Here is a 22,366-nt window from a genome sequence, read left to right on the forward strand (position 1 = left end):
TTGTGCCCCTCCAGCATCGGCAGCACCGCCTTGCGCGAGGCGGATGTCCAGCAACCGAAAATCGCCGCCACCTTGTCCTCGGCCAGCAGTTTGCGCGTCTTCTCGGCGAAAGTCGGCCAGTCGCTGGCGCCGTCCTCCTGACTGATGCGGATCTCGCGACCGAGCACGCCGCCCATCTCGTTGATCTGCTGGATCGCCAGCATCTCCGCCTGGATCGAGCCGCCCTCGCTGAGCGCCATGGTGCCGGTCGCCGAATGCAGGATGCCGATGGTCACGCTGTCGTCGGTGACGGCGAGGCCGGTGGTGTTGACCGTCGCCGTCGCCGGGCCGCTGACGCTGCGCTTCCGGCCGGCAGAGGCACCCGTCCGCCCGGCGGCGGCGGAGCGGCGGCGCAGGGCCGCTTGCAGGCTGACCTCGGCCAGGAAATTGTTGACCTCCTGGCTGAGCTGGTCGGCGCGCTGCGACACCTGACCGGCGGCGTCAAGCACCTGCCCGGCGGCCGTGCCGGTGTCGGACGCCGCCTCGGTCACGCCGGTGATGCTGCGGGCGACCTCCTCGGTGCCGCGCGCGGCCTGCTGGACGTTGCGGGCGATCTCGGCGGTGGCGGCGCCCTGCTGCTCGACCGCGGCGGCGATGGTCGCGGCGATCTCGTTGATGTCGGCGATGGTGCCGGCGATGCCGCGGATGGCGCTCACCGCCTCGGCCGTCGCCGACTGGATGGCGCCGACCTGGGTGGAGATGTCCTCGGTCGCCTTGGCCGTCTGGTTGGCCAGGGTCTTCACCTCGCTCGCCACGACCGCGAAGCCCTTGCCGGCCTCGCCCGCACGGGCTGCCTCGATGGTGGCGTTCAGCGCCAGCAGGTTGGTCTGGCCGGCGATGCCGTGGATCATCGTCACCACCTGCCCGATGCGGTTGGCGCTCTCGGCCAGCCCCTGGACGACAGCGTCGGTGCGCCTCGTGTCATCCACCGCCTTGCCGGCGATGCCGGCCGAGGCGGCGACCTGCCGACCGATCTCCTGGATCGAGACCGACAGCTCCTCGGTCGCCGTCGCCACCGTCTGGACGTTGACCGACGCCTGGCCCGACGCCGCCGCCATCGCCGCCGACAGCCGGTTGCTGCGGTCGGCGGTGCCGGTCATCGTCGTCGCCGTCTCGGTCATCTCGCCGGCCGCCGTGGAGACGGTCTGCACCAGATGCCCGACCTTGTTCTCGAAGGCGCGGGTCAGGGTCTCCAGCCGGACCGCACGCTCCTCCGTCGCCTTACGCTCGGCCTCGCGCTCCGCGTCGCCGGCGGCGCGGGCCGAGGCGTCGGCGGCGAGCTGGTCGAACGCGGCGCGCAGATCGCCGAGATCGTCGCCCGTCCGCTCCCGGCCGGCCAGCGCCGCCGCGTCGGCGGCCAGCCGGTCGAGCGGCCCGCCGACCCGGCGCGCCAGCGCGCCGTGGAGCGTGGCGACCGACAGCAGCGCGGTGGCGGCGATGCCGGCGAGCGCCGCGCCGGTCGAGCCGGTCGTCAGGACGAGGGCGGCCGACAGCGCGGCGAGAGCGGCGACGGCGGCGCCGGAGACGGTGGCGATCTTGGCAGGGTTCATCAGGGTTCCCCGGACTGTGATGACGTTCGGCGGCACGGCGGCGTGGTTCTCACACCGACAGCAGGCGGGCGACCTTGGCCTCGTCCACCTGGTCGCGCGTGTCCTCGTGGACGATCTCGCCGTTCTCGATGACCAGCACCCGGTCGGCGATGTCGAGCGCGAAGCTCAGCACCTGCTCCGACACGACGATGCTGAGCCCCCTCTCGTCGCGGATGCGGCGCAGGGTCCGCCCCATCTCGCGGATGATCGAGGGCTGGATGCCCTCGGTCGGCTCGTCGAGCAGCAGCACCTTCGGCTTGCTGGCCAGAGCCCGCGCGATGGCGAGCTGCTGCTGCTGGCCGCCCGACAAATTGCCGCCGCGCCGGCCCTTCATCTCCAGCAACACCGGAAAGAGTTCATACAGATCGCCCGGCACGCTGCGCCCGCCATGGACGGTCAGGCCGGTCTCGATGTTCTCCTGCACGGTCATCGCCGGGAAGATCATGCGGCCCTGGGGGACGTAGGCGACGCCGTGGGCCACCCGCTCGTAGCTCTTGAGGTTGGTGATCTCGGTGTCGCCGACGCGGACGGCGCCCGAGCGCGTCGGCACGATCCCCATCAGCGACTTCATGAGCGTGGTCTTGCCCATGCCATTGCGCCCCATGATGGCGACGATCTCGTTGGGCGCGACGGTGAAGTCCAGGCCGTGCAGAACCTCGCTCTGGCCGTAGGACACGCGCAGTTGGTTGACGGACAGCATCTTCAATCCCCTTGCTCTCAATGGCCCAGATAGACTTCGACGACCTTCGGGTCGTTCTTCACCCGCTCCATCGAGCCTTCCGACAGGATCTTCCCCTGATGGAGCACGGTGACGCGGTGGGCGATGTCCTCGACGAACTTCATGTCGTGCTCGATCACCAGCACCGAGCGGTTCTGGATGATCCTGTTGAGAAGCTCGGCGGTCTTCTTGCGCTCGTTGACGCTCATGCCGGCGACCGGCTCGTCGAGCATCAGCAGCTCGGGGTCCTGGATCAGCAGCATGCCGATCTCCAGCCACTGCTTCTGCCCGTGGCTGAGATACTCGGCGCGCTGGTCGAGATGGTCGGACAGGAAGATCATCTCGGCGATCTCGGCCACCCGCTCGCGCACCTCCGCGTCGCGCTTGAAGGCGAGCGCTCCGAACACCGTGCGGCCGCGGGGGAAGGAGATTTCCAGATTCTCGAACACCGTCAGGTCGTCGTAGATCGACGGGTTCTGGAACTTGCGCCCGACCCCGGCCTTGACGATCTGGTGCTCCTTCATCGCGGTCAGTTCCTTGTTGCGGAACCTGATCGAGCCGCCGGACGCCCTGGTCCGCCCGCAGATGAGGTCGAGCACCGTCGTCTTGCCGGCGCCGTTCGGGCCGATGATGACGTGGATCTCGTTGGCGTCGACGTAGAAGGACAGGTCGTTGACCGCCTTGAACCCGTCGAAGGACACCGTCAGCCCTTCGACCGCCAGCAGGTAATCCGTCGGATTGGCCATGGGGGTGCGCTCCTCAGTCGGCGGCGGTGTGGGGCGGGATGATGGTGGCGGGAGCGGAAGCGGCGACGCCGTCGGGACGGCCGCGCGACAGCAGGCGCTTCAGATGCGGGGCGAGATGCTGCTGGTAGAGCCCGGCCAGCCCGTTGGGGAAGACCATGACCACGCCGATGAACAGCGCGCCCATGGCGAACAGCCACAGCTCCGGGAAGCTTTCCGACAGCAGCGTCTTGGCCCAGTTGACCAGCAGCGTGCCGTAGACCGCCCCCAGCAGCGACAGCCGGCCGCCGACCGCGCAATAGATGACCATCTCGATCGACGGCACGATGCCGACGAAGGACGGCGACATGAAACCGACCTGGAGCGTGAACATCGCGCCACCCACCGCCGACAGCGCGGCGGCGAAGCAGAAGACGAAGATCTTGAAGTTCGCCACGTCGTAGCCGGAGAAGCGGACCCGGTCCTCCTTGTCGCGCAGCGCCACCAGGATGCGGCCCAGCTTGGAATGGCGGACATAGAGGCAGAGCAGGATGCAGCCGATCAGCAGCGCGGCGTTGACGAAGTAGAGCACCAGCTTCGCCTCGTCGGTGCGGATGTCCCAGCCCTTCAGCGTGCGCAGGTCGGTGATGCCGTTGATGCCGCCGGTGTAGCCCTGCTGGCCGACGATCAGGATCGTCAGGATGGCGGCGAAGGCCTGGGTGATGATGGCGAAATAGACGCCGCCGACCCGCCGCTTGAACATCGCCAGCCCGACGACGAAGGCGAGCAGCGCCGGCACCGCCACCACCGCGACGATCGAGAAGGTCAGGCTGTGGAAGGGCTCCCAGAACCATGGCAGCGCGGTGAGCTGGTTCCAGTCCATGAAGTCGGGGATGCCGGGGGTCGACTGGATCTTGGTCGCTTCCGGGCTCGACGCCTCCAGCTTCAGGAACATCGCCATGCAGTAGCCGCCGAGCCCGAAGAAGATGCCCTGGCCCAGGCTGAGGATGCCGGCGCTGCCCCAGCACAGCACCAGCCCGAGCGCGACGAAGGCGTAGGTCAGGTACTTGCCGACCATGTTCAGCCGGAAGATGTCGAGGCCGAGCGGCAGCACGACGACGATCAGCAGGGCGAGCAGCAGGACCCCGGTCATTTCCCCGGTTACGCGGAACGGGGATCCGCTCTGGATGGCTGTCTTCTTCATGGTTTGCCCCTCACCGGCGGACTTTGAGGACGAACAGGCCCTGCGGGCGCAGCATCAGGATGGCGACGACGGTCAGCAGGGTCAGGACCTTGGCCGTCGAGCCGCTGAGGAAGAACTCCATCGTCGATTGCGCCTGCGAGATGGTGAAGGCCGAGGCGATGGTACCGATCAGGCTCTGGGCACCGCCGAACACGACGACCAGGAAGGTGTCGACGATGTAGAGCTGGCCCGAGGTTGGGCCGGTCGAGCCGACCATGGTGAAGGCGCTGCCCGCCACCCCGGCGATGCCGCAGCCGAGCCCGAAGGTGTAGCGGTCGACCTTCTCGGTGTTGATGCCGACGGCGCCGGCCATCGTGCGGTTCTGCATCACCGCGCGCACGCCCTGGCCCCAGCGCGAGCGGAACATGACGACGTAGATCACCACCGTGATGGCGATGGTCAGCCCCATGACGAACAGGCCGTTGATCGGCACCTCGATGCTGTCGGTGACGGCGACCGAACCCATCAGCCAGTCGGGCAGGACGACGCCGACCTCGCGCGCGCCGAAGACCGAGCGGAAGATCTGCTGGAGGATCAGACTGAGCCCCCAGGTCGCCAGCAGCGTGTCGAGCGGCCGCTTGTAGAGGAAGCGGATCATGCCCCACTCCACCAGCATGCCGAGCAGCCCGCTGGCGACGAAGGCGAGGACCATCGCGACGAAGAAGTAGAAGGGGAACAGGGCCGGCGCGTGCTGCGACACAAGCGTCGAGCACAGGTAGGTCACGTAGGCGCCGAGGATCATGAATTCCCCGTGCGCCATGTTGATGACGCCCATCTGCCCGAAGATGATGGCGAGGCCCAGCGCCATCAGCACGAAGACGGAGAACAGAATGAGCCCGGCGAATCCCTGCATCGCAAAGATGGAGCCGAGTTCGGCCAGGCTGTAGCCCTCGAACATGATGGGAACTCCTGTGCAGTGTTCCTGCGGCGCTCCCCCCCGGCCCTCCCCCGCTCTCGCGGGGGAGGGCCGGGGGGGAGCGCTGAGAAGCCCCTCTCCCCTTGCGGGAGAGGGGTTGGGGTGAGGGGGAGCCGGCTTCAAGCCGGCCGGAAACGCCCTCTTTTTTCCGCCTTTTGGCGGAATCCCCCTCATCCCAACCCTTCTCCCACAAGGGGAGAAGGGCTTCTCAGTGTCTACGGAAAGGTTAGAGTGGGGGGCTAACGCCGCCCCCCCAGCCCCCTTACTGGTAGCCCTTGGGGAACGGATCCGGCTCGATCAGGTCGGCGGTCTCGAACACCACGTCGAACTGGCCGTCCATGCGGGCGCGGCCGACACGGGTCTTGCTCCACAGATGATGGTTGGCGTGGACGCGGACATAGCCCTCCGGCGCGCCGGTGAACTCGATGCCGTCCGAGGCCGCGGCGATCTTGTCGACGTCGAAGCTCTGCGCCTTCTCCGCCGTCAGCTTCCACAGCCACGGCCCCAGGTAGCCGGCCTGGGTCACGTCGCCGATGACGCTCTCGCCGCCCCACATCTTCTTGAAGGCGGCGACGAACTTCTCGTTGTTGAGGTTCTTCAGCGACTGGAAATACTTCATGCAGGCGTAGGCGCCGGCGATGTTCTCGCCGCCGATGCCGAGCATCTCGTCCTCGGTGACCGAGATGGTCATCAGGGTCTGCTTTTCCAGGTTGATGCCCGCCGCCTTGAGCTGCTTGTAGAAGGCGACGTTCGAGCCGCCCACCACCGAGGCGTAGATGACGTCCGGCTTGGTCAGCTTGATCTTGTTGATGACCGAGTTGAACTGGGTGTGGCCGAGCGGGAAGTATTCCTCGCCGACGACCTTCTGCCCGTTCTTCTCGATGTGCTTGCGGGCGATCTTGTTGGAGGTGCGCGGCCAGATATAGTCGGAGCCGATGAGGAAGAAGCTCTTGGCGCCCTTCTCCTTCGACACCCAGTCGAGGCCGGCGAGGATCTGCTGGGTCGCCTCCTGGCCGGTGTAGATGACGTTCTTCGACTGCTCCAGACCCTCGTAGAAGGTCGGGTAGTAGAGCATGCCGTTGTACTGCTCGAACACCGGCAGCACCGCCTTGCGCGAGGCGGACGTCCAGCAGCCGAACACGGCGGCGACCTTGTCCTCGACCAGCAGCTTGCGGGCCTTCTCGGCGAAGGTCGGCCAGTCGCTGGCGCCGTCCTCCTGGATGACCTCGATCTTGCGGCCGAGCACGCCGCCCATCTCGTTGATCTGCGCGATCGCCAGCTTCTCCGCCTGCACCGAGCCGGTCTCGGAGATCGCCATGGTGCCGGTGGTGGAGTGCAGGATGCCGACCTTCACCGTGCTGTCGGTCACCGCCAGCTTGGTGGTGTTGACCGCGTCGGTCGCCAGCGCCTGGGCGGCGGCGTTGCGCGTCAGCAGGGTGACGGCGGGCAGCGCCGCCATGCCGAGGAGGAGTTTGCGCCGGAACGGCGAACGCAGGCCGCCATTGGTCTTATCCGAGGACATGGAACCTCCTGATGTGGGCGATTTGTCTTTTTGAAAGGCGGGGGATCGGCGGAAGCGGCGCCGTATCAACGGGGCCGATGGTCGGGCCAGTGGTGCATCGCAGCAATACGTGGATTTGCGTATAGGGGTACGTCCCCGCAAATCGTTATAGGATGGTCCAAATCACCGCTGCCACCAATCCACGAACCACCAAGAGGCGAGCGGAGACGGCCGGTCATCGCGTGATGAGCATCGGCCTTTTTACTCGATCGTTTTTTGTGGATTTTCGCCCACCACCGCCGCTGTACAGAAAGACGTCCGCCTGACATCCTCAAGAGAGACCCGCTTACAGTTTGTTGATCGAACAAACCGAAGAGGTGCCATGGCGAACCAGCAACGGGTGGTCGCGGTCCGCAGAACCTACAACCGCTGGGTCGCCAACCAGACCCTGGAGGATTACGCCCTGCGCTTCACCGCGCGGAAGGCGCGGCGCTGGTCGCCGTTGCGGGTCGCCAACACGGCGCTGGGCTCGATCTCCTTCCTGGCGCTGGAGGCGATCGGCGGGGCGATCACGCTGAATTACGGCTTCACCAACGCCACGCTGGCCATCCTCGCCACCGCCCTCCTGATCTTCACCACCGCCCTGCCGATCAGCGTCTACGCCAGCCGCTACGGGGTGGACATGGATTTGCTGACGCGCGGCGCCGGCTTCGGCTACATCGGCTCGACCATCACCTCGCTGATCTACGCCTCCTTCACCTTCATCTTCTTCGCCATCGAGGCGGCGATCATGGCGACCGCGCTGGAGATGGTGTTCGGCCTGCCGCTCGCCGCCGGCTACGTCGTCAGCTCGCTGGTCGTCATCCCGCTGGTCGCCTTCGGGTTCACGGTCATCAGCCGCATCCAGCTGTGGACCCAGCCGGTCTGGCTGGCGCTGCACGCCCTGCCCTTCCTGTTCATCGCCGTCCAGGACCGCGCATCCCTCACCCAATGGGCCGATTTCACCGGCATCCAGAGCGGCGACGCCGGCGGCGCCTTCGACGTGGCGCTGTTCGGCGCCGCCGCCTCGGTGGTCTTCTCGCTGACCGCGCAGATCGGCGAGCAGGTCGACTTCATCCGCTTCCTGCCGCAGACGCCGAAGGAGGGCGGCTGGCGCGGCCGGTTCGGCTGGTGGGCGGCGCTGCTGGCCGCCGGGCCGGGCTGGATCGTCATCGGCGCGTTGAAGATGCTGCTGGGATCCTTCCTGGCGGTGCTGGCGCTGAACCACGCGGTCCCGCTGGAGCAGGCGGCCGAGCCGACCCGCATGTATCTCGCCGCCTTCCAGTACGTGACGCCGTCGCCGCAGCTCGCCCTCGGGCTGACCGGGCTGTTCGTCGTGCTGTCGCAGATCAAGATCAACGTCACCAACACCTACGCCGGCTCGATCGCCTGGTCGAACTTCTTCTCCCGGCTGACCCACAGCCATCCGGGCCGGGTGGTCTGGGTGGTGTTCAACGTGGTCATCGGGCTGATGCTGATGGAACTCGGCGTCTACAAGACGCTGGAGCCGGTGCTCGGCCTCTATTCCAGCTTCGCGGCGGCCTGGATCGGCGCGCTGGTCGCCGACCTCGTGGTCAACAAGCCGCTCAAGCTCAGCCCGCCGCAGGTCGAGTTCAAACGCGCCCATCTCTACGACATCAACCCGGTCGGGGTCGGCGCCATGGGGCTGGCGGCCGTCGCCTCGGTGCCGGCCTTCCTCGGGCTGTTCGGGCCGACCCTGAAGGGCTACGCACCCTTCCTCGCCTTCGCCACGGCCTTCGCCGCCGCCCCGCTGATCGCCTGGGCCACGCGCGGCGAGTACTACATCGCGCGCCGCCCCTTCGAGGGCTGGAACCGCGAGGAGGCGATCCGCTGCCGCATCTGCGAGCACGCCTTCGAACCGGAGGACATGGCCTTCTGCCCGGTCTATGCCGGGGCGATCTGCTCGCTCTGCTGCTCGCTCGACGCCCGCTGCGGCGACGGCTGCAAGAGCGAGGCGCGGCTCGGCGTGCAGCTCCGCCGCGTCCTCGACGCGCTGCTGCCGGTCCGCGCGGCGAGCGCCCTGAAGGCACGGTTCGGCCATTATCTCGGCGTTCTGCTGCTGCTCGCCATCGCCATCGGCGCGGTGCTGGCGCTGGTCTATTTCGAGGTTGCGGCGGTCAACGAGGACTCCCGCGCCGTCATCCGCAGCACGCTGTGGAAGGTCTTCTTCATCCTGATGATCGTCGCCGGCGTCGCCACCTGGCTGTTCGTGCTGGCGCGCGAGAGCCGCCGCGTGGCGCAGGAGGAATCCCACAAGCAGACCGCCCTGCTGATGCAGGAGATCGCCGCCCACGAGCAGACCGATGCCCAGCTCCAAAAGGCCAAGGAGGCGGCGGAGACCGCCAACCTCGCCAAGAGCCGCTATCTGGTCGGCATCGGCCACGAGTTCCGCACGCCGCTGAGCGCCATCTTCGGCTACGCCCAGATGCTGGAGCGCGACCCCGCCATCCCGCCGCACCGGGCCGACGCGGTGAAGGTGATCCGCCGCAGCGCCGAGCATCTGTCGGGCCTGCTCGACGGGCTGATCGACGTGTCGAAGATCGAGGGCGGACGCCTCCAGCTCAACCGCGGCGAGGTGCGCTTCGTCGAGCTGCTCGACCAGTTCGTCAGCATGTTCCGCCTCCAGGCCGAGGCCAAGGGCATCGAATTCCGCTTCGAGCCGGTCGAGGAGCTGCCGCCGGTCGTCGTCACCGACGAGGGGCGCATCCGCCAGATCGTCATCAACCTGCTGTCGAACGCCATCAAATTCACCGAATCCGGCGTGGTGACGCTGCGCGTGCGCCACCGCAGCCAGATCGCCGAGTTCGAGGTCGAGGACACCGGCCCCGGCATCGCGCCGGAGGATCTGGAGCGCATCTTCGAGCCCTTCGAGCGCGGGGCGGCGGCGAACCAGATGGTTCCCGGCATGGGGCTCGGCCTGACCATCACCAAGCTGCTGACCGAAGTGATGGGCGGCGAGATCACCGTGACCAGCGAGGTCGGCCGGGGCAGCCGCTTCAAGGTGCGGCTGATGATGTCGGCGGCGATGCTGTCGGCGGCCCCCGCCCAGCCGGAGCATCTGATCCGCGGCTACAGCGGGCGGCGGCTGACCGTGCTGGTCACCGACGACGACATGGCCCACCGCAACCTGATCGGCGAGATCCTCGGCGAGCTGGACTTCACCGTCGTCAAGGCGGCGGACGGACCGAGTTGCCTGACGCTGGCCGAGCAGCACCGGCCGGACATCATCCTGCTCGACATCTCCATGCCCGGCCTGAACGGCTGGGAGGTCGCCCGGCTGCTGCGGCGGACCGGCCACGAGGCCGCCACCATCGTCATGGTCTCCGCCGACACCCGCGAGGACCGCGCCGCCCTGTCTCCCGCCGCCTTGCCGCCGGAAGCGCCGCACGACGGCTTCGTGGCCAAGCCGGTGTCGATCCCGAAGCTGCTGGCCTGCCTGGGCAAGCTGCGCCCGATCGCCTGGGAGTACGAGCAGCCGGCACCGCCCGGCGATGCCACGGCCGCCCGGCCCGGCTTCGCCGAGTCCGACCTGCCGCCGCAGCACCACATCGCCGAACTGCTGCATCTCGGCCGCATCGGCTATGTGCGCGGCATGCAGGCCAAGCTGGCGGAGATCGCGGCGGCGCACCCCGACCTCGGCGCCTTCGTCGGGCGGATGCGGACGCTGGTCGCCAACTATGACCTGAACCAATACATGGCCACGCTGGAGGCGGTGCACCGTGATGACAGCCCTGACGAAGCCCCCGGACATGAAACCACGTGACGTCGTCCTCGTCGTCGACGATTCGCCCGAGGCGCTGAGCTTCCTGACCGACTCGCTGGAGGAGGCCGGGGTCACGGTGCTGGTGGCGCTCGACGGCCGCCGGGCGCTGACGCTGCTGGAGCAGGTGACCCCCGACGTCATCCTGATGGACGCGATCATGCCCGGCCTGGACGGCTTCGAGACCTGCCGGCGGCTGAAGCGCAACAGCGCGGTCGCCCATGTCCCGGTCATCTTCATGACCGGCCTGACCGAGACCGAGCACATCCTGAAGGGCTTCTCGGCCGGCGGCGTCGATTACGTCACCAAGCCGATCGTCGCCGAGGCGCTGATCGCCCGCATGTACGCCCATCTCGCCAACGCCCGCGTCGCCCAGAGCACGCGCGCCGCGCTCGACGTCACCGGCCGCTATCTGCTGGCCGCCAACCACAAGGGCGAGGTGCTGTGGTGCACGCCGCAGACCAGCCGCATGCTGGAGGCCGCCTTCGGCCACGATTCCCAGCCGGGCTTCACCCTGCCGGAAGAGGCGCGGGTCTGGCTGGAGGAGCGGCGGCGCAACGGACCGGGCCGCAAGCCCGACACGGTGGTGATCACCGCCGAGGCGACCGGCCTGCGGCTGCGCATCAGCCCGGTCGGCCAGACCGGCCCCGACGAGCTGCTGCTGCAACTGACCGACGAGACCGGCGCCGGCGAGGACGCGCGGCTGAAGCAGAAGCTGGCGCTGACCGCCCGCGAGGCCGAGGTGCTGATGTGGGTCGCCAACGGCAAGCCGAATCGCGACATCGCCGAAATCCTCGGCCTCAGCCCGCGCACGGTCGACAAGCATCTGGAGCAGATCTACGCCAAGCTCGGCGTCGAGAACCGCGCCGCGGCGGCGGCGATGGCGGTGCGGACCCTCAACACGCGGTGAGGGGCTCCAGCCTCACGCCGTCCGCCGCCCCGCCATCACCGAGGCCACGAAGACGAAGCAGACCGCCGCGGCGAAGAAGGCCAGCCCATGCGGCACCAGATCCATGGCGAGCCCCGCCAGGACCGGCCCGAGCAGCGCGCCCACCCCCCACATCAACCCCATGACGGCGTAGATGCCGACCAGCTCGGACCCCTGGAAACGGCTGCCGACCACCGCCAGCATGATGGTGTAGATGCCGACGAAGGCGCCGCCCCAGACGAACAGCAGGGCGTAGGTGGCGGCCTCGCTGGCCAGGGCGAAGGGCCAGAGCAGGGCTCCGAGGGTGGCGGCGGCCGCCAGCAGGACGACCAGCCTCATGCGGTCCATCTTGTCGCCCAGCCAGCCGATCGGCAGTTGCAGCAGGATGGCGCCGACCATCATGCAGGTCATCAGCCGGGTGGCGCCGCTCTCCGGCCAGCCGAGCTGCGTGGCGTAGATCGCCAGGAAGGACAGGCCGGCGGTCTCGATCGCCGCGTTCAGCATGATCGCCCCCATCGCCACCGGCGCCAGCCGGATGAAATGGAGCGGGCTTTCCCGGGACGGCCGGTCGAAGGCCGGCGCCCGCACCTTCGGCGAGGCGACGAGCAGGGCCGCCAGCAGGGCGACGCCGGCACCGGCGAGATAGGCCGCCGCCCCACCCGCGCCGATGACCGACAGCATCAGCGGCCCCAGCGCGAAGCCGACCGACAGGGCGGCGGTGTAGACCGCCATGGCGCGGGCGCGCGTCGCCTCCGTGCTCAGGCTGTTGGTCCAGGTCTCCGACAGCACGAACAGCGCCTCCGATGCCGCCCCCAGCAGGATGCGCAGCGGGAACCACAGCCAGATCGGGGTGGCCGGGAAGGCGGCCAGCACCAGCGCCGCCAGGACCAGCGCGCCGACGACCAGGCGGCGGATGCCCAGCGCCGCGACGATTCGCGGCAGCAGCACCGCCATGGCCAGCACGCCCAGCGCGTGCATCGCGGCGTTGGCGCCGATGAAGGTCTCGCTCAGGTTCCGGGCCGCGAGATCGAGGGCGATCAATCCGGCACTCAGGCTGTAGGTCAGGCCGAACATCATCGCGATGGCGATGACGGCGGCGCGCGACAGCAGGGCGGCCCCGCCCCCTCCGGCGCCGGGGTTTTCGGAAAGGGTGTCGGTTCCGGTCACGATGCCACAGCTCCCACGCTGGTGTCGGCGGCGCGCAGCCGCGCCAGGAAGTCTCGGAAGCGTCCAGCCCAGGAGAGGTCGCGCCGCTCCACGATGCGGGCCAGGGTCCGCGCGTAATCGAGCACGAGGCCGGGCGTCCAGGTCATCGACGACGCCCGGCTGCGGATCAGCGCCGCCACCCACAGATCCGGATCCGCCAGCAGGCGGGCCAGACGCAGCCAGGGGGCGCGGTCGGCGAGCACCCCCTCCAGCGCGGCGTCGAGCGCGGCGGCCACGACCACCGAACAGTTGCGGTTGGTCAGGTTGTAGCGGTTGTCCTGGCGGTAGCCGGCCCAGAACACGCGCAGGCGGCGCGGGCTGAATCGGCGGAACTCGACGCTGGCGTCGGCCTCGCACCAGGAGGCGACCTCCTCGGCGTAGGAGGCGAGGAAGCGGCCCTCGACGTCGTTCTCCGGCTTGGAGCTCAGCGTCTTGAGCAGGCTCTGGCCAGTGTGGTCGATCTCGACGGCCGGGTAATGGCTGATGTAGAGGTCGGGCGCCATCTCCAGCGCGCTGTGCCCGGTGGAGATGATCCCGTTCCGGTCGACCGCCGCGATGTAGCGGTCGATCAGCGGACGACGCGCCCGCTCGCCGATCGACCCGGCCGGGGTCCAGACGCGGACCACCAGCGGGGGCTCCTCGTCCAGACGGGGCGGGTCGGCGCCGATCAGGATCGGCGCGTTGTCGTACCAGCCCCGGCCGGAAAAGACCGGCAGCATGAGGATGGCGGCCTCGTCCTCCAGGTCCCGCAGCATCACGCCCAGCCGCAGCAGGAGCCAGCCGGACAACCCGATGAACAGCCCGACGCACAGCGGGATGTTGCGGTCCTGGGGAAGCGGCCAACCCATGAGGATCATCAGCGCCAGGACCAGCTCGACCACGCCGCAGGCGACGATCGGACGCCAGCCGGGATAGCGGTAGAGCAGCGTCGAGACCACGCGCGCCGCCCCGTCCAGGGCCAGCGCCACGGCGAACAGCAGGGCGAGCGCCCAGCCGCTCTGGAACGGGGTGAGGAGGATCAGGCCGCCGGCGATGGTGGAGGCGGCGGCCTTCGCCGTGCCGAGACGGCGCTCGACACGTTCCGTCGCGAAGACGCCGGCGAGCAGCGCGAGAAGGCCATTGGCGACGAACACCAGGCCCAGCGCCGCGTAGGTCATCCATTCGACCCAATCCCACGCGCTGCCGGCCCAGGCGCTGGCGGCGAGGAGCAGGGCCAACCCCATCAGCGCGGCACCGGCAAGGGCGAGGACGGACCATTGCGACCGGAAGGCTCCGGGGCCGATCAGCAGAAAGGCCAATTTCAGCACGCCACCACCTTGCATTGCCGGCCAGGGTTCCACTTTAGCCACCGCCGGCCCAAGGGTGAAGACGCAATCCTCCCAAACGAATCCCGGCCCGACCGCCCGGCCGGTCCATTCCGCCAGGCTAACGGGCGGCCACCAGCCGGCCCAGCCCGGTGGCCCGCCGCAGGTTGGACAGGATGTCGGCGGCCAGATCGGCCTCCCCGGCACGGCCCCCGGCGCCCTCGCCGGCCAGAAGCGCCGCAGCGGCCCGGCTCAGCGCCTCCGCCGCCTCCGGTCGCCGTTCCAGCACGAGGCGCAGCGTGTCCATCGTGATCTCGCCGACCAGCGTCTCGGTCCGGCAGCGCACCGTCTCGCCATGGGCGCCGCCAAGCAGCAAGGCTCCGGCCCCCACCAGCCGCCCCGGACCGAGCGGCACCGGCGCGGCACCGGCACCGCGCCCGCGCGCCGGTTCGGCGGCCAGCAGCCCTTCGAGCACGAGATGGACGGCGACGGCGGTCTCCCCCGCCTGGACCAGCGTCAGCCCGGCCGGCAGCCGGCGCAGGCGGATCGCTCCGGCGAGAACCGCGCGATCGTCGGTGTCCAGCGCGTTCAGCGGCGCGGTAGCGGCGAGCAGCCGGGTGAGGCCGTCCGCCTCGACCGACCGCCAAGCGGCGGTTTCCGGATCGCCGGACGCCCGTTCGCCCTTCGGCCAGGCCGGACGCAGGCCGGCGCGGTCGAGGTGGCGCAGCACATGCTCCAGCACGATCGAGCGCGCGCGGAAGCGCTTCTCCACCGGCGGGTTGAAATAGACGCCGTACTCGACCCCGTTCAGGGTGATGGCGCGGACCCGGATGTAGGGCGGCGGGGCGGTGGGCGTGGCGAAGGCCAGCGACGCCTCGATCACCGCCGCCTCCAGGATGCGCAGGGCGCGCTCGGTCGGCACCCCGGCGTCGAGCACCAGCGGCACCATGAACTCCAGCCAGGGCTCCGGCATCGAATGGTTGGTGATGGTCGAGGCGGCGATGCGGCTGTTCGGCACGATCACCAGGTTGCCCATGTCGTCCTTCAGCCGGGTGCTGCGCCAGCTGATCTCGACGATGCGGCCCTGCAACGTCTCGTCCCCGGCCTTGTGCAGCCGCACGTGGTCGCCGATCCTCACCGGCCGGTCGAGGTTCAGCGCCAGCCCGGTGAAGATGTCGAGCAGCAGCTCCCGCAGCGCCATGCCGAGCACGACGCCGGCGACGCCCGACGCCGCCCACAGCACCGTCAGATCCTGCTTGAAGACGAAGCCGGCGATGGCCCCGAAGGCGAGCAGGAAGATCAGCAACCCCGACAGCTGGCTGAGCAGGCGCGGCACCGGCCCGCCCATGGCGCTGGCCACCAGCCCGTCGAGCACCACATACTGCACCAGCCGTTGCACGAGCGTCGCCAGCGACAGGATCAGCCCGATGCTGAGCGCATAGCCGAGCACCCGCCAGCCGCTCTCCAGCGCCTCGGCCCCGGCGGTCTGGTAGGCGCTGCCCTCCAGATACAGGGCACCGCCCAGCAGAAGGCAGCCGGCGAGCGGCAGCAGCAGCTTGTTCAGGCGGGTGACGATCCCGGGATTGGCCATGTCCCCTCCGACCCGTCAGGCCAACCGGAAGCGGCCGACTTGGTCGCGCGCCCGGTGGACCATGCGGGCCAGCTCCTCCATCGTCGCGCTGATCTCCTCGGCGGCGGCGGCGTTGCCCTCGCTGCCGGCGCGCAGCTCGCCCAGCTGGCGGACCAACTCCTGCACGGCGACGCTCTGCTGCGCCATGGCCGCGGAGATCGCCTGCACGGCGCCGCCGCTGTCGCGCGCCGCCTCGGCGATGCGCTCGATCGAGCCGCGCGCCTCCCCGGCGGTCGCCACGCCTTCGCGCACCGTCTGCGCCGATTCGGCGACGATCGATTCGATGTCGCGCACCGCCAGCGCCGCGTCCTCCGCCAGCCGGCCGATCTGCTGGGCGACGATGCCGAAGCCCAGCCCCTGCTCACCCGCGCGGGCGGCCTCGATGCCGGCGTTCAGCGACAGGATGTGCGTCTTGTCGGCGATGCGGGTAATGGTGCCGGCGATGCGCTCGATCTTGTCATGGGCGGCGGCGATCCGCTCCACGGCGCCGGACAGGTGGGCCAGCTTGATCCGCCCCTCCTCCGCCAGTCCGGCGGTCGCGGTGGCGAGGTCGCGGCCCCGGCCGGCGTTGGCGGCGATCTCCTCGACCGACTGGGCGGTCTGGCCGACGGCGCCGGCCACGGCGGTCAGGCTCATCAGCTGGCGGTCGGACAGCTCGGCGACCTGCCGGGCGGCGGCCGAGGTCTCGGTCGCGGCGGCGGCGATCTGCACGGTGTCGTCGGCGATGTGGCCGATCAGGCCGCGCATCTGCTCCAGCGCGCGGTTGACGTTGCCCTTCAGCACGGCGAAGTCGCCCTGGTAGGAACCGGCGACGGCGCCGGTCAGGTCGCCGCCGGCCATCCGCCCGGCGAGGTCCGCCAGTTCGCCCAGCAGGCTGACCAGCCCGTCCAGGCTGCGGTTCATGTTGGCCTTCAGCGCCCGCAGGTCGCCCTCGTAGCTGCCGGTCATGCGGCCCTGGAGGTCGCCGGCCGACAGGAGCTGCATGACCGACACCACCTCGAACAGCGGCTTGGTCAGGGTTTCGATCAGTTCGTTGAGGCCGCCGACCAGCACGGCGTACTCGCCCTGGTGCTGCCCGCGCTCGGCGCGCACCGACAGGGCGCCGGACTGGGCGGCGTCGACCAGCGTGCCGACGTCGCCGGCCAGCCCCTTGACCGCGACGATGGTCGCCTCGGTGGCGCGGGCCATCTGGCCGATGTCGTCGGCGCGGTCGGTCTGCCCGACCTCGACCGACAGGTCGCCGCTGCCGACCTGCCGCAGGGTTCCGGTCAGCCCGGCGACCGGCCGCGCGATCATCGTCTCGACCAGCCACATGCAGAACAGCGCGAAGCCGATGCCGACGGTCAGCCCGACGATGATGACGGTCCGCCCGCGCGACACCACCCGGGCGGCGTCCTGGCTGGTCCGCTCGCTGTCGGCCTGGGCCAGGCGCACCAGCTCGACCAGATCGTCGCTGAAGGCGCCGAACAGGCGGTTGGCCTCCTTGACCATGCCGAGCGCCTCGCCACCCGCGCCCTTCGCCGAGGCCTCCAGCAGGCGGGCGCTGCCGGCGAGGTAGGTGGCGTAGTCGCGCGAGAAGTTGGCGTAGCGCGCCTTTTCCTCCGGCGTGTCGACCAGCGGCTCGTAGCGCGACCGCCACAGCGCGATGTCGTCCTTGAGCTTGGCGAGCTGGGTTTCGTACTCCCTCCGCTCGGCCGGGTCGGTGCTGAGGATGTGCAGCAGCTCGTAGTCTCGGTAGTCGCTGGTCGCGGTGTTGATGGCGTTGCTCGCCACCACGCTGGGCAGGACGTCTCCGGCGATGTGCTCGATGTCGTGGCCGACCAGCGACAGCGCCTTCAGGGCCACCGCCCCGAACAGCCCGAACAGCACGATCATCAGCAGGAAGGCAAGGCGCAGCTTGGTCTTGACGGTCATGATCAGGCGGTCACCGGCAGGTTCGATTCGATCGACGGGAGGGAGGACGCACCGGACCGGAACCTAGGAGCCGCCGCCCCAGACCCGCCGGGCCGCCGCCAGCGCCCGTTTCGCCGGCCATGCTACACGGTTTCCCGGAATTCGCGTCAAACTGTCGGCGTTCACCCGGAACCGCCAGCGCATGGCCGTCGCGTCCCAGCGCGCGGCGTCGAACAGCGGGGCAACGGACGGTGGCAGCGCGGTCAGGCTCCGCCAACCGGCGGTACCGTCCGCCGCCAGCGGCCGCAGGCGATCGACCGGCAGCGCCCGCCGCATCCCGGCCAGCCGCAGACGGGCGGAGCCGCCGGCAAAGGGCGCCTCATCGACCCCGGCGACCAGCGCCAAGGGGAAAGCCACGGCATGCCCGGCGATCTCCACCTCCAGAACATCCGGACGGGCGGGGCGGGGCGGTGTCCAACACGCCGCCTTGCCGACGCGGCCTTCGCCGCCCGCCGTGGCGGCCCAGCCGAACAGCGGGCCGGGGTCGATGACGCGCAGGGGCTCCCCATCCTCCCGGCGCCACCACAGCGACTCGACGCCATCCGAATGCCGCAGGGCGGTCAGGCGGTCGAGCGGGCAGCGCTCGACGCCCAGCGCCCGCTCGACCAGCAACGCCGCCTGCTCGCCGGGCGCGTCGCCGCGCAGGACCAGAGCGCAAGGAGCACCGCCGGCCCCCTCCCCCGTCAGGGGCCGGGCCGTCAGCAGCGCATCGCCAAAACGGAGAAGCACATCCCGCGATCCGGGCACCGGAGTCAGCGAATCGGGGCGCTCGACCCGGTCCAAACGGTCGATCCGCAGCGCGACCCTCTCGCCGGCGTGGTGGACCGGCAGCAGGGGAAGCATCGCGTCGGCCCCGCGGCACGGCTGGGCTTCCAGCTGGGGGACAGGAACGGCCTCGCCGACCCACGGCAGCCGGTCACCGAACTCCAGGCGCGGCGCTGCGGCTCCCCCGCCCCAGCGGGCATCCTCCACCCGCAGCGCGAGGGGCCCCGCTTCCGTGGCGACGGTCACGAGAATCCGGCCGGTGCCGGGCGGAGCGTCCAGGCCGCCGGCCAGCGCGCGGGCCAGATCGATCTGGAGAACCGGGCGCCCCCCGACGGCGGCCACCCCCTCGACCGGCGGTTCGGCCAGGGGCAGCGGCGTCAGCGGGGCGCTCTCCCCGCCGGCTTCGGCGATGGCGTGGACCGCCTCCATCGGCAGCGACCAGGCCGTGCCGGCCACCGTCAGCCGCAGCGCGGCGGAGGTTGCGCGCACCGCCGGACGGACGGGAGGGTCGAGAAGCGCCATGTCGGGATGCACCGTTTCCCCCCTGGTTCGATGGCCCCCGATTCGACGGCCGTCACCTGGGGCGGACTATGGCACCGCTCGCGTTAGCCAACCGTAAAGACCGCGCCTCCCGGCGGTCAGACCCGGCGATCAAGGCATGGGCGGTCAGACGACGCTGCGGTGGCGCTCGATGCAGGTGGACAGCACCTCGTCCATCGGGCGCTCCCACCAGTTGTTCGTCGAGAAGATCTCGACCTCCGAGTAGCCGGCGAAGCCGCACGCCTCGACCCAGCCGCGCATCTGCGGCAGGTCGATAACGCCGTCGCCCATCATGCCGCGGTCGAGCAGCAGGTCGGTCGTCGGCACCAACCAGTCGCAAACGTGGAAGGCCAGGAGCCGTTCCTTGCCGGCACGCCGGATCTGCGCCTGGAGATCCGGATCCCACCAGACATGGTAGGCGTCCACCGCCACCCCCAGCGCCCCGCTGCGTGCCGGGTCGAGCCGGTCGCAGATGTCCAGCGCCTGCCCCATCGTGTTCACGCAGGCACGGTCGGCGGCGTACATCGGGTGCAGCGGCTCGATGGCGAGCGGCATGCCGACGCCGCGGGCATAGTCCAGCAGCTCGGCGATGCCGTCCTCCACCTGGGTGCGGGCACCGGCAAGGTCCTTGCTGGGCGCCGAGCCCGGGCGGGAGTATTGCGGCAGGCCGCCGACGACCAGCACGAGGCAGACGGCGCCGAGCGCCGCCGCCTCGTCCACCGCGCGGCGGTTGTCGTCGCGCATCTCGGCGCGGTGGGACGCGTCGGCCGGGAACATGCCGCCCCGGCAATAGCCGGAAAGCTGGAGGTTGGCGCCGCGCACCGCGCGGACGGCGGCGTCGAGCCCGACCGCCGCCACCTGATCGCGCCAGGGCGAGATGGCGCGGATGCCGTGGCGGTGGCAGGCCTCGATGATCTGGAGGAGATCACCCTGCTTGCGCACGGTGGCGGTGTTGATCGATAGCCAGCGGTGGTCGCCCGAGAAGTCGCGCATCGTCACAGCCCCCGCACGGCGAGAACGGCGGCCATGCGGCTGGCGGCGCGTTCCGGATCGGTCAGCAGCCCGGCCTTGTCGGCGAGCCGGAACAGTTCGGCGAGGTGCTGGGTGGAGCGCGTGCTCTCCTGCCCGCCGACCATGGTGAAATGGTCCTGATGGCCGTTCAGGTAGGCCATGAAGACAACGCCGGTCTTGTAGAAGCGGGTCGGCGCCTTGAAGATGTGGCGCGACAGCGGCACGGTCGGCGCCAGGATGTCGTGGAAGCCGGCCTCGTTGCCGTCGGCCAGTTCGGCCAGCGCGGCGGCGGCGGCCGGGGCGATGGCGTCGAAGATGCCGAGCAGCGCGTCGGAGTGCAGTTCCCCGTCGCCGGCGATCAGTTCGGCGTAGTTGAAGTCGTCGCCGGTGTACATGCGCACGCCGGCCGGCAGGCGGCGGCGCATGACGATCTCCTTCTCCTTGTCGAGCAGCGAGATCTTGATGCCGTCCACCTTCGGCACGAAATCGCCGATGATGCCGAGTGCGGTGTCCATCGCGGCGTCGAGGTCGGCGGTGCCCCAATAGCCGGCCAGCGCCGGGTCGAACATGTCGCCCAGCCAATGCAGGATGACGGGCTGCCTCACCTGGGAGAGGATGCGGCCGTAGACGCGGGCGTAGTCGTCCGGCCCCTTGGCGACGCGGGCCAGCGCGCGCGACGCCATCAGGATGATGCGGCCGTCCAGCGCCTCGATCGCCTCGATCTGCTCCTCGTAGGCGCGGATCACGTCGTCGATGGTTCCGGCGTTCTCCGGCGGCAGATGGTCGGTGCCGGCGCCGCAGGCGACGACAGCGTTCCCCCGCGCCTTGGCGGCGCTGAGCGAGCGACGGATCAGTTCCAGCGAGGTCGGCCAGTCGAGCCCCATGCCGCGCTGGGCGGTGTCCATCGCCTCGGCGACGCCGAGCCCGAGGTCCCACAGATGCTCGCGGAAGGCAATGGTGCGGTCCCAGTCGATCGCCGGGGCCAGCCAGGGATCGCCCTCGGCCAGCGGGTCGGCGACCATGTGGGCGGCGGCGTAGGCGACGCGGGTCAGGGGCCGGTCGGTGCGGGCCGGAAATCCGCGCGCGGGGGCCAGTTCGTAGGTTTCGAGCGTGCGGTCGGCACGCGGCAGGCGGATGGTCAGGGCCATGGCGGGACTCCGGAACTGTAGGGCCGTCGACTCTTGCCCTTCTCCCCTTGCGGGAGAAGGGTTGGGATGAGGGGTATTCCGCCGCAGGCGGAAAGATTCGCTCCCCCTCACCCCAACCCCTCTCCCACAAGGGGAGAGGGGCTTATGTGCGCGCCGGGGGACAAGTGCCCCGGATCGGATCAGGCGGTCAGCGACGGAACGTCGACCCAGCGGCGCTCCTTCCAGCTCTGCAACGCGCATTCCACGAGCTGCACGCCCTTGGCGCCCTCGATCAGGCCGTGCTTGTAGGGCGCGTCCTCGACGACGTGGCGGATGAAGGACTCCCACTGGATCTTGAAGCCGTTGTCGTTCGGCTGGTTGTCCGGCACCGGCTGCCAGGTGTCGTAGAAGTCCATGGTCTGCTTCTGGTCCGGGTTCCACACCGGGCGCGGCGTGCCCTGGCGCGGCTGGATCACGCAGTCGGTCAGGCCGGCGACCGCCGAACCGTTGGTGCCGTCGACCTGGAAGGTCACCAGATCGTCGCGGTAGACGCGCGTGCACCAGGAGGAGTTGATGGTGGCGATCACCCCGCCCTCCAGCTCGAACATCGCGTAGGCGGCGTCGTCGGCGGTGGCGTCGTAGCGCTTGCCCTGCTCGTCCCAGCGGTCGGGGATGTGGGTGGCGCCGAGGCAGGAGATGCTCTTGACCGGCCCGAACAGGTTGTCGAGCACGTAGCGCCAGTGGCAGATCATGTCGAGGATGATGCCGCCGCCGTCCTCCTCGCGGTAGTTCCAGGACGGGCGCTGCGCCGGTTGCCAGTCGCCCTCGAACACCCAATAGCCGAACTCGCCACGCACCGACAGCATGCGGCCGAAGAAGCCGCTGTCGCGCAGCATGCGTAGCTTCTGCAGGCCGGGCAGGAACAGCTTGTCCTGCACGGTGCCGTTCTTCACCCCAGCCTGCTCGGCGAGGCGGACGATGCCGAGCGCCGCTTCCAGGTTGGTGGCGATCGGCTTCTCGCAATAGACGTGCTTGCCGGCGCGGATCGCCTTCTCCAGCAGGATGGGCCGCATCTGGGTGGTGCCGGCGTCGAAGAAGATGCTGTCCTCGCGGTTTTCCAGCGCCGCCTCGACGTTGTCGCTCCAGCGCTCGATGCCGTGGCGCTGGGCCAGTTCGCGCATCTTCTCGGCGTTGCGGCCGACGATGATCGGGTCGGGCATGACGCGCGAGCCGTCGGACAGGGTGACGCCGCCCTGCGCCCGGATGGCGAGGATCGAGCGGATGAGGTGCTGGTTCATCCCCATCCGGCCGGTCACGCCGTGCATGATGATCCCGAGGCGTTGCGTGCTCATGG

General features: G+C 69.8%; 16 protein-coding genes. 2 read left to right on the forward strand and 14 right to left on the reverse strand.

The window, feature by feature from the left end; genetic code table 11:
* The 6 genes from JN22_RS32340 to urtA all read right to left on the reverse strand — a co-directional run.
* Positions 1–1,589: transporter substrate-binding protein (locus tag JN22_RS32340; protein ID WP_179166336.1), on the reverse strand; the 1,589-nt coding region annotated here is incomplete at its 3' end.
* 49 nt (positions 1,590–1,638) lie between these two features.
* A complete protein-coding gene (gene urtE, locus JN22_RS32345) occupies positions 1,639–2,328 on the reverse strand; it encodes an urea ABC transporter ATP-binding subunit UrtE (protein WP_085558028.1) in 690 nt (229 codons plus the stop codon).
* 17 nt (positions 2,329–2,345) lie between these two features.
* Complete coding sequence (urtD, locus tag JN22_RS32350; protein ID WP_085558029.1) at positions 2,346–3,092, reverse strand: urea ABC transporter ATP-binding protein UrtD; 747 nt, start codon at positions 3,090–3,092, stop codon at positions 2,346–2,348.
* A gap of 13 nt (positions 3,093–3,105) precedes the next feature.
* Entirely contained in the window at positions 3,106–4,272 is a 1,167-nt protein-coding gene (urtC, locus tag JN22_RS32355; protein WP_085558030.1) for an urea ABC transporter permease subunit UrtC, read from the reverse strand.
* A gap of 10 nt (positions 4,273–4,282) precedes the next feature.
* Positions 4,283–5,209: an urea ABC transporter permease subunit UrtB gene (gene urtB, locus JN22_RS32360; RefSeq protein ID WP_085558031.1), complete on the reverse strand. Its 927-nt coding sequence runs from the start codon at positions 5,207–5,209 to the stop codon at positions 4,283–4,285.
* A gap of 280 nt (positions 5,210–5,489) precedes the next feature.
* Entirely contained in the window at positions 5,490–6,749 is a 1,260-nt protein-coding gene (gene urtA / locus JN22_RS32365; protein WP_085558032.1) for an urea ABC transporter substrate-binding protein, read from the reverse strand.
* Positions 6,750–7,110: 361 nt separating this feature from the next.
* On the opposite strand from urtA, the gene JN22_RS32370 reads away from it, so the two are divergent.
* Complete coding sequence (locus JN22_RS32370; protein WP_085558033.1) at positions 7,111–10,551, forward strand: hybrid sensor histidine kinase/response regulator; 3,441 nt, start codon at positions 7,111–7,113, stop codon at positions 10,549–10,551.
* Positions 10,538–11,458, forward strand: a complete 921-nt coding sequence (locus JN22_RS32375; protein WP_143269005.1) for a response regulator transcription factor — start codon at positions 10,538–10,540, stop codon at positions 11,456–11,458. Before JN22_RS32370 ends, JN22_RS32375 begins: the two co-directional genes overlap by 14 nt.
* Before the next feature lie 12 nt (positions 11,459–11,470).
* Here the strand turns inward: JN22_RS32375 and JN22_RS32380 are convergent, their stop codons facing one another.
* The 8 genes from JN22_RS32380 to JN22_RS32415 all read right to left on the reverse strand — a co-directional run bounded on the left by JN22_RS32380 (position 11,471) and on the right by JN22_RS32415 (position 22,364).
* Positions 11,471–12,643 (reverse strand): MFS transporter, encoded by a 1,173-nt coding sequence (locus tag JN22_RS32380; protein WP_223678018.1) that lies wholly within the window; start codon positions 12,641–12,643, stop codon positions 11,471–11,473.
* The gene (locus JN22_RS32385; RefSeq protein ID WP_085558414.1) at positions 12,640–13,989 is read right to left on the reverse strand and encodes a protease; all 1,350 of its coding nucleotides are present in this window, start codon (positions 13,987–13,989) and stop codon (positions 12,640–12,642) included. Before JN22_RS32385 ends, JN22_RS32380 begins: the two co-directional genes overlap by 4 nt.
* A gap of 118 nt (positions 13,990–14,107) precedes the next feature.
* Positions 14,108–15,577, reverse strand: coding sequence for a mechanosensitive ion channel domain-containing protein (locus JN22_RS32390; protein WP_085558035.1), 1,470 nt, complete (start codon positions 15,575–15,577; stop codon positions 14,108–14,110).
* A 15-nt stretch (positions 15,578–15,592) separates the two neighbouring features.
* Complete coding sequence (locus tag JN22_RS32395; RefSeq protein WP_085558036.1) at positions 15,593–17,530, reverse strand: HAMP domain-containing methyl-accepting chemotaxis protein; 1,938 nt, start codon at positions 17,528–17,530, stop codon at positions 15,593–15,595.
* Positions 17,531–17,593: 63 nt separating this feature from the next.
* The gene (locus tag JN22_RS32400; protein ID WP_085558037.1) at positions 17,594–18,856 is read right to left on the reverse strand and encodes a CheW domain-containing protein; all 1,263 of its coding nucleotides are present in this window, start codon (positions 18,854–18,856) and stop codon (positions 17,594–17,596) included.
* Between the two features lie 144 nt (positions 18,857–19,000).
* A complete protein-coding gene (locus JN22_RS32405; protein ID WP_085558038.1) occupies positions 19,001–19,867 on the reverse strand; it encodes a sugar phosphate isomerase/epimerase family protein in 867 nt (288 codons plus the stop codon).
* Positions 19,868–19,869: 2 nt separating this feature from the next.
* Positions 19,870–21,033, reverse strand: a complete 1,164-nt coding sequence (locus JN22_RS32410) for a dihydrodipicolinate synthase family protein (protein WP_085558039.1) — start codon at positions 21,031–21,033, stop codon at positions 19,870–19,872.
* A 179-nt stretch (positions 21,034–21,212) separates the two neighbouring features.
* Complete coding sequence (locus tag JN22_RS32415; protein ID WP_085558040.1) at positions 21,213–22,364, reverse strand: Gfo/Idh/MocA family protein; 1,152 nt, start codon at positions 22,362–22,364, stop codon at positions 21,213–21,215.
* Positions 22,365–22,366 lie beyond the last annotated feature (2 nt).

The organism is Azospirillum agricola, assembly GCF_020005195.1.
GTDB classification, from domain to species: domain Bacteria; phylum Pseudomonadota; class Alphaproteobacteria; order Azospirillales; family Azospirillaceae; genus Azospirillum; species Azospirillum agricola.

Coding starts and splice junctions, on each gene's coding strand:
- urtC (WP_085558030.1), bottom strand. CDS start 4,272: ATGAAGAAGACAGCCATCCAGAGCGGATCCCCGTTCCGCGTAACCGGG.
- urtE (WP_085558028.1), bottom strand. CDS start 2,328: ATGCTGTCCGTCAACCAACTGCGCGTGTCCTACGGCCAGAGCGAGGTT.
- JN22_RS32405 (WP_085558038.1), bottom strand. CDS start 19,867: ATGCGCGACTTCTCGGGCGACCACCGCTGGCTATCGATCAACACCGCC.
- JN22_RS32370 (WP_085558033.1), top strand. CDS start 7,111: ATGGCGAACCAGCAACGGGTGGTCGCGGTCCGCAGAACCTACAACCGC.
- JN22_RS32415 (WP_085558040.1), bottom strand. CDS start 22,364: ATGAGCACGCAACGCCTCGGGATCATCATGCACGGCGTGACCGGCCGG.
- JN22_RS32375 (WP_143269005.1), top strand. CDS start 10,538: ATGAAACCACGTGACGTCGTCCTCGTCGTCGACGATTCGCCCGAGGCG.
- JN22_RS32400 (WP_085558037.1), bottom strand. CDS start 18,856: ATGGCGCTTCTCGACCCTCCCGTCCGTCCGGCGGTGCGCGCAACCTCC.
- urtD (WP_085558029.1), bottom strand. CDS start 3,092: ATGGCCAATCCGACGGATTACCTGCTGGCGGTCGAAGGGCTGACGGTG.
- JN22_RS32395 (WP_085558036.1), bottom strand. CDS start 17,530: ATGACCGTCAAGACCAAGCTGCGCCTTGCCTTCCTGCTGATGATCGTG.
- JN22_RS32390 (WP_085558035.1), bottom strand. CDS start 15,577: ATGGCCAATCCCGGGATCGTCACCCGCCTGAACAAGCTGCTGCTGCCG.
- urtA (WP_085558032.1), bottom strand. CDS start 6,749: ATGTCCTCGGATAAGACCAATGGCGGCCTGCGTTCGCCGTTCCGGCGC.
- JN22_RS32410 (WP_085558039.1), bottom strand. CDS start 21,033: ATGGCCCTGACCATCCGCCTGCCGCGTGCCGACCGCACGCTCGAAACC.
- urtB (WP_085558031.1), bottom strand. CDS start 5,209: ATGTTCGAGGGCTACAGCCTGGCCGAACTCGGCTCCATCTTTGCGATG.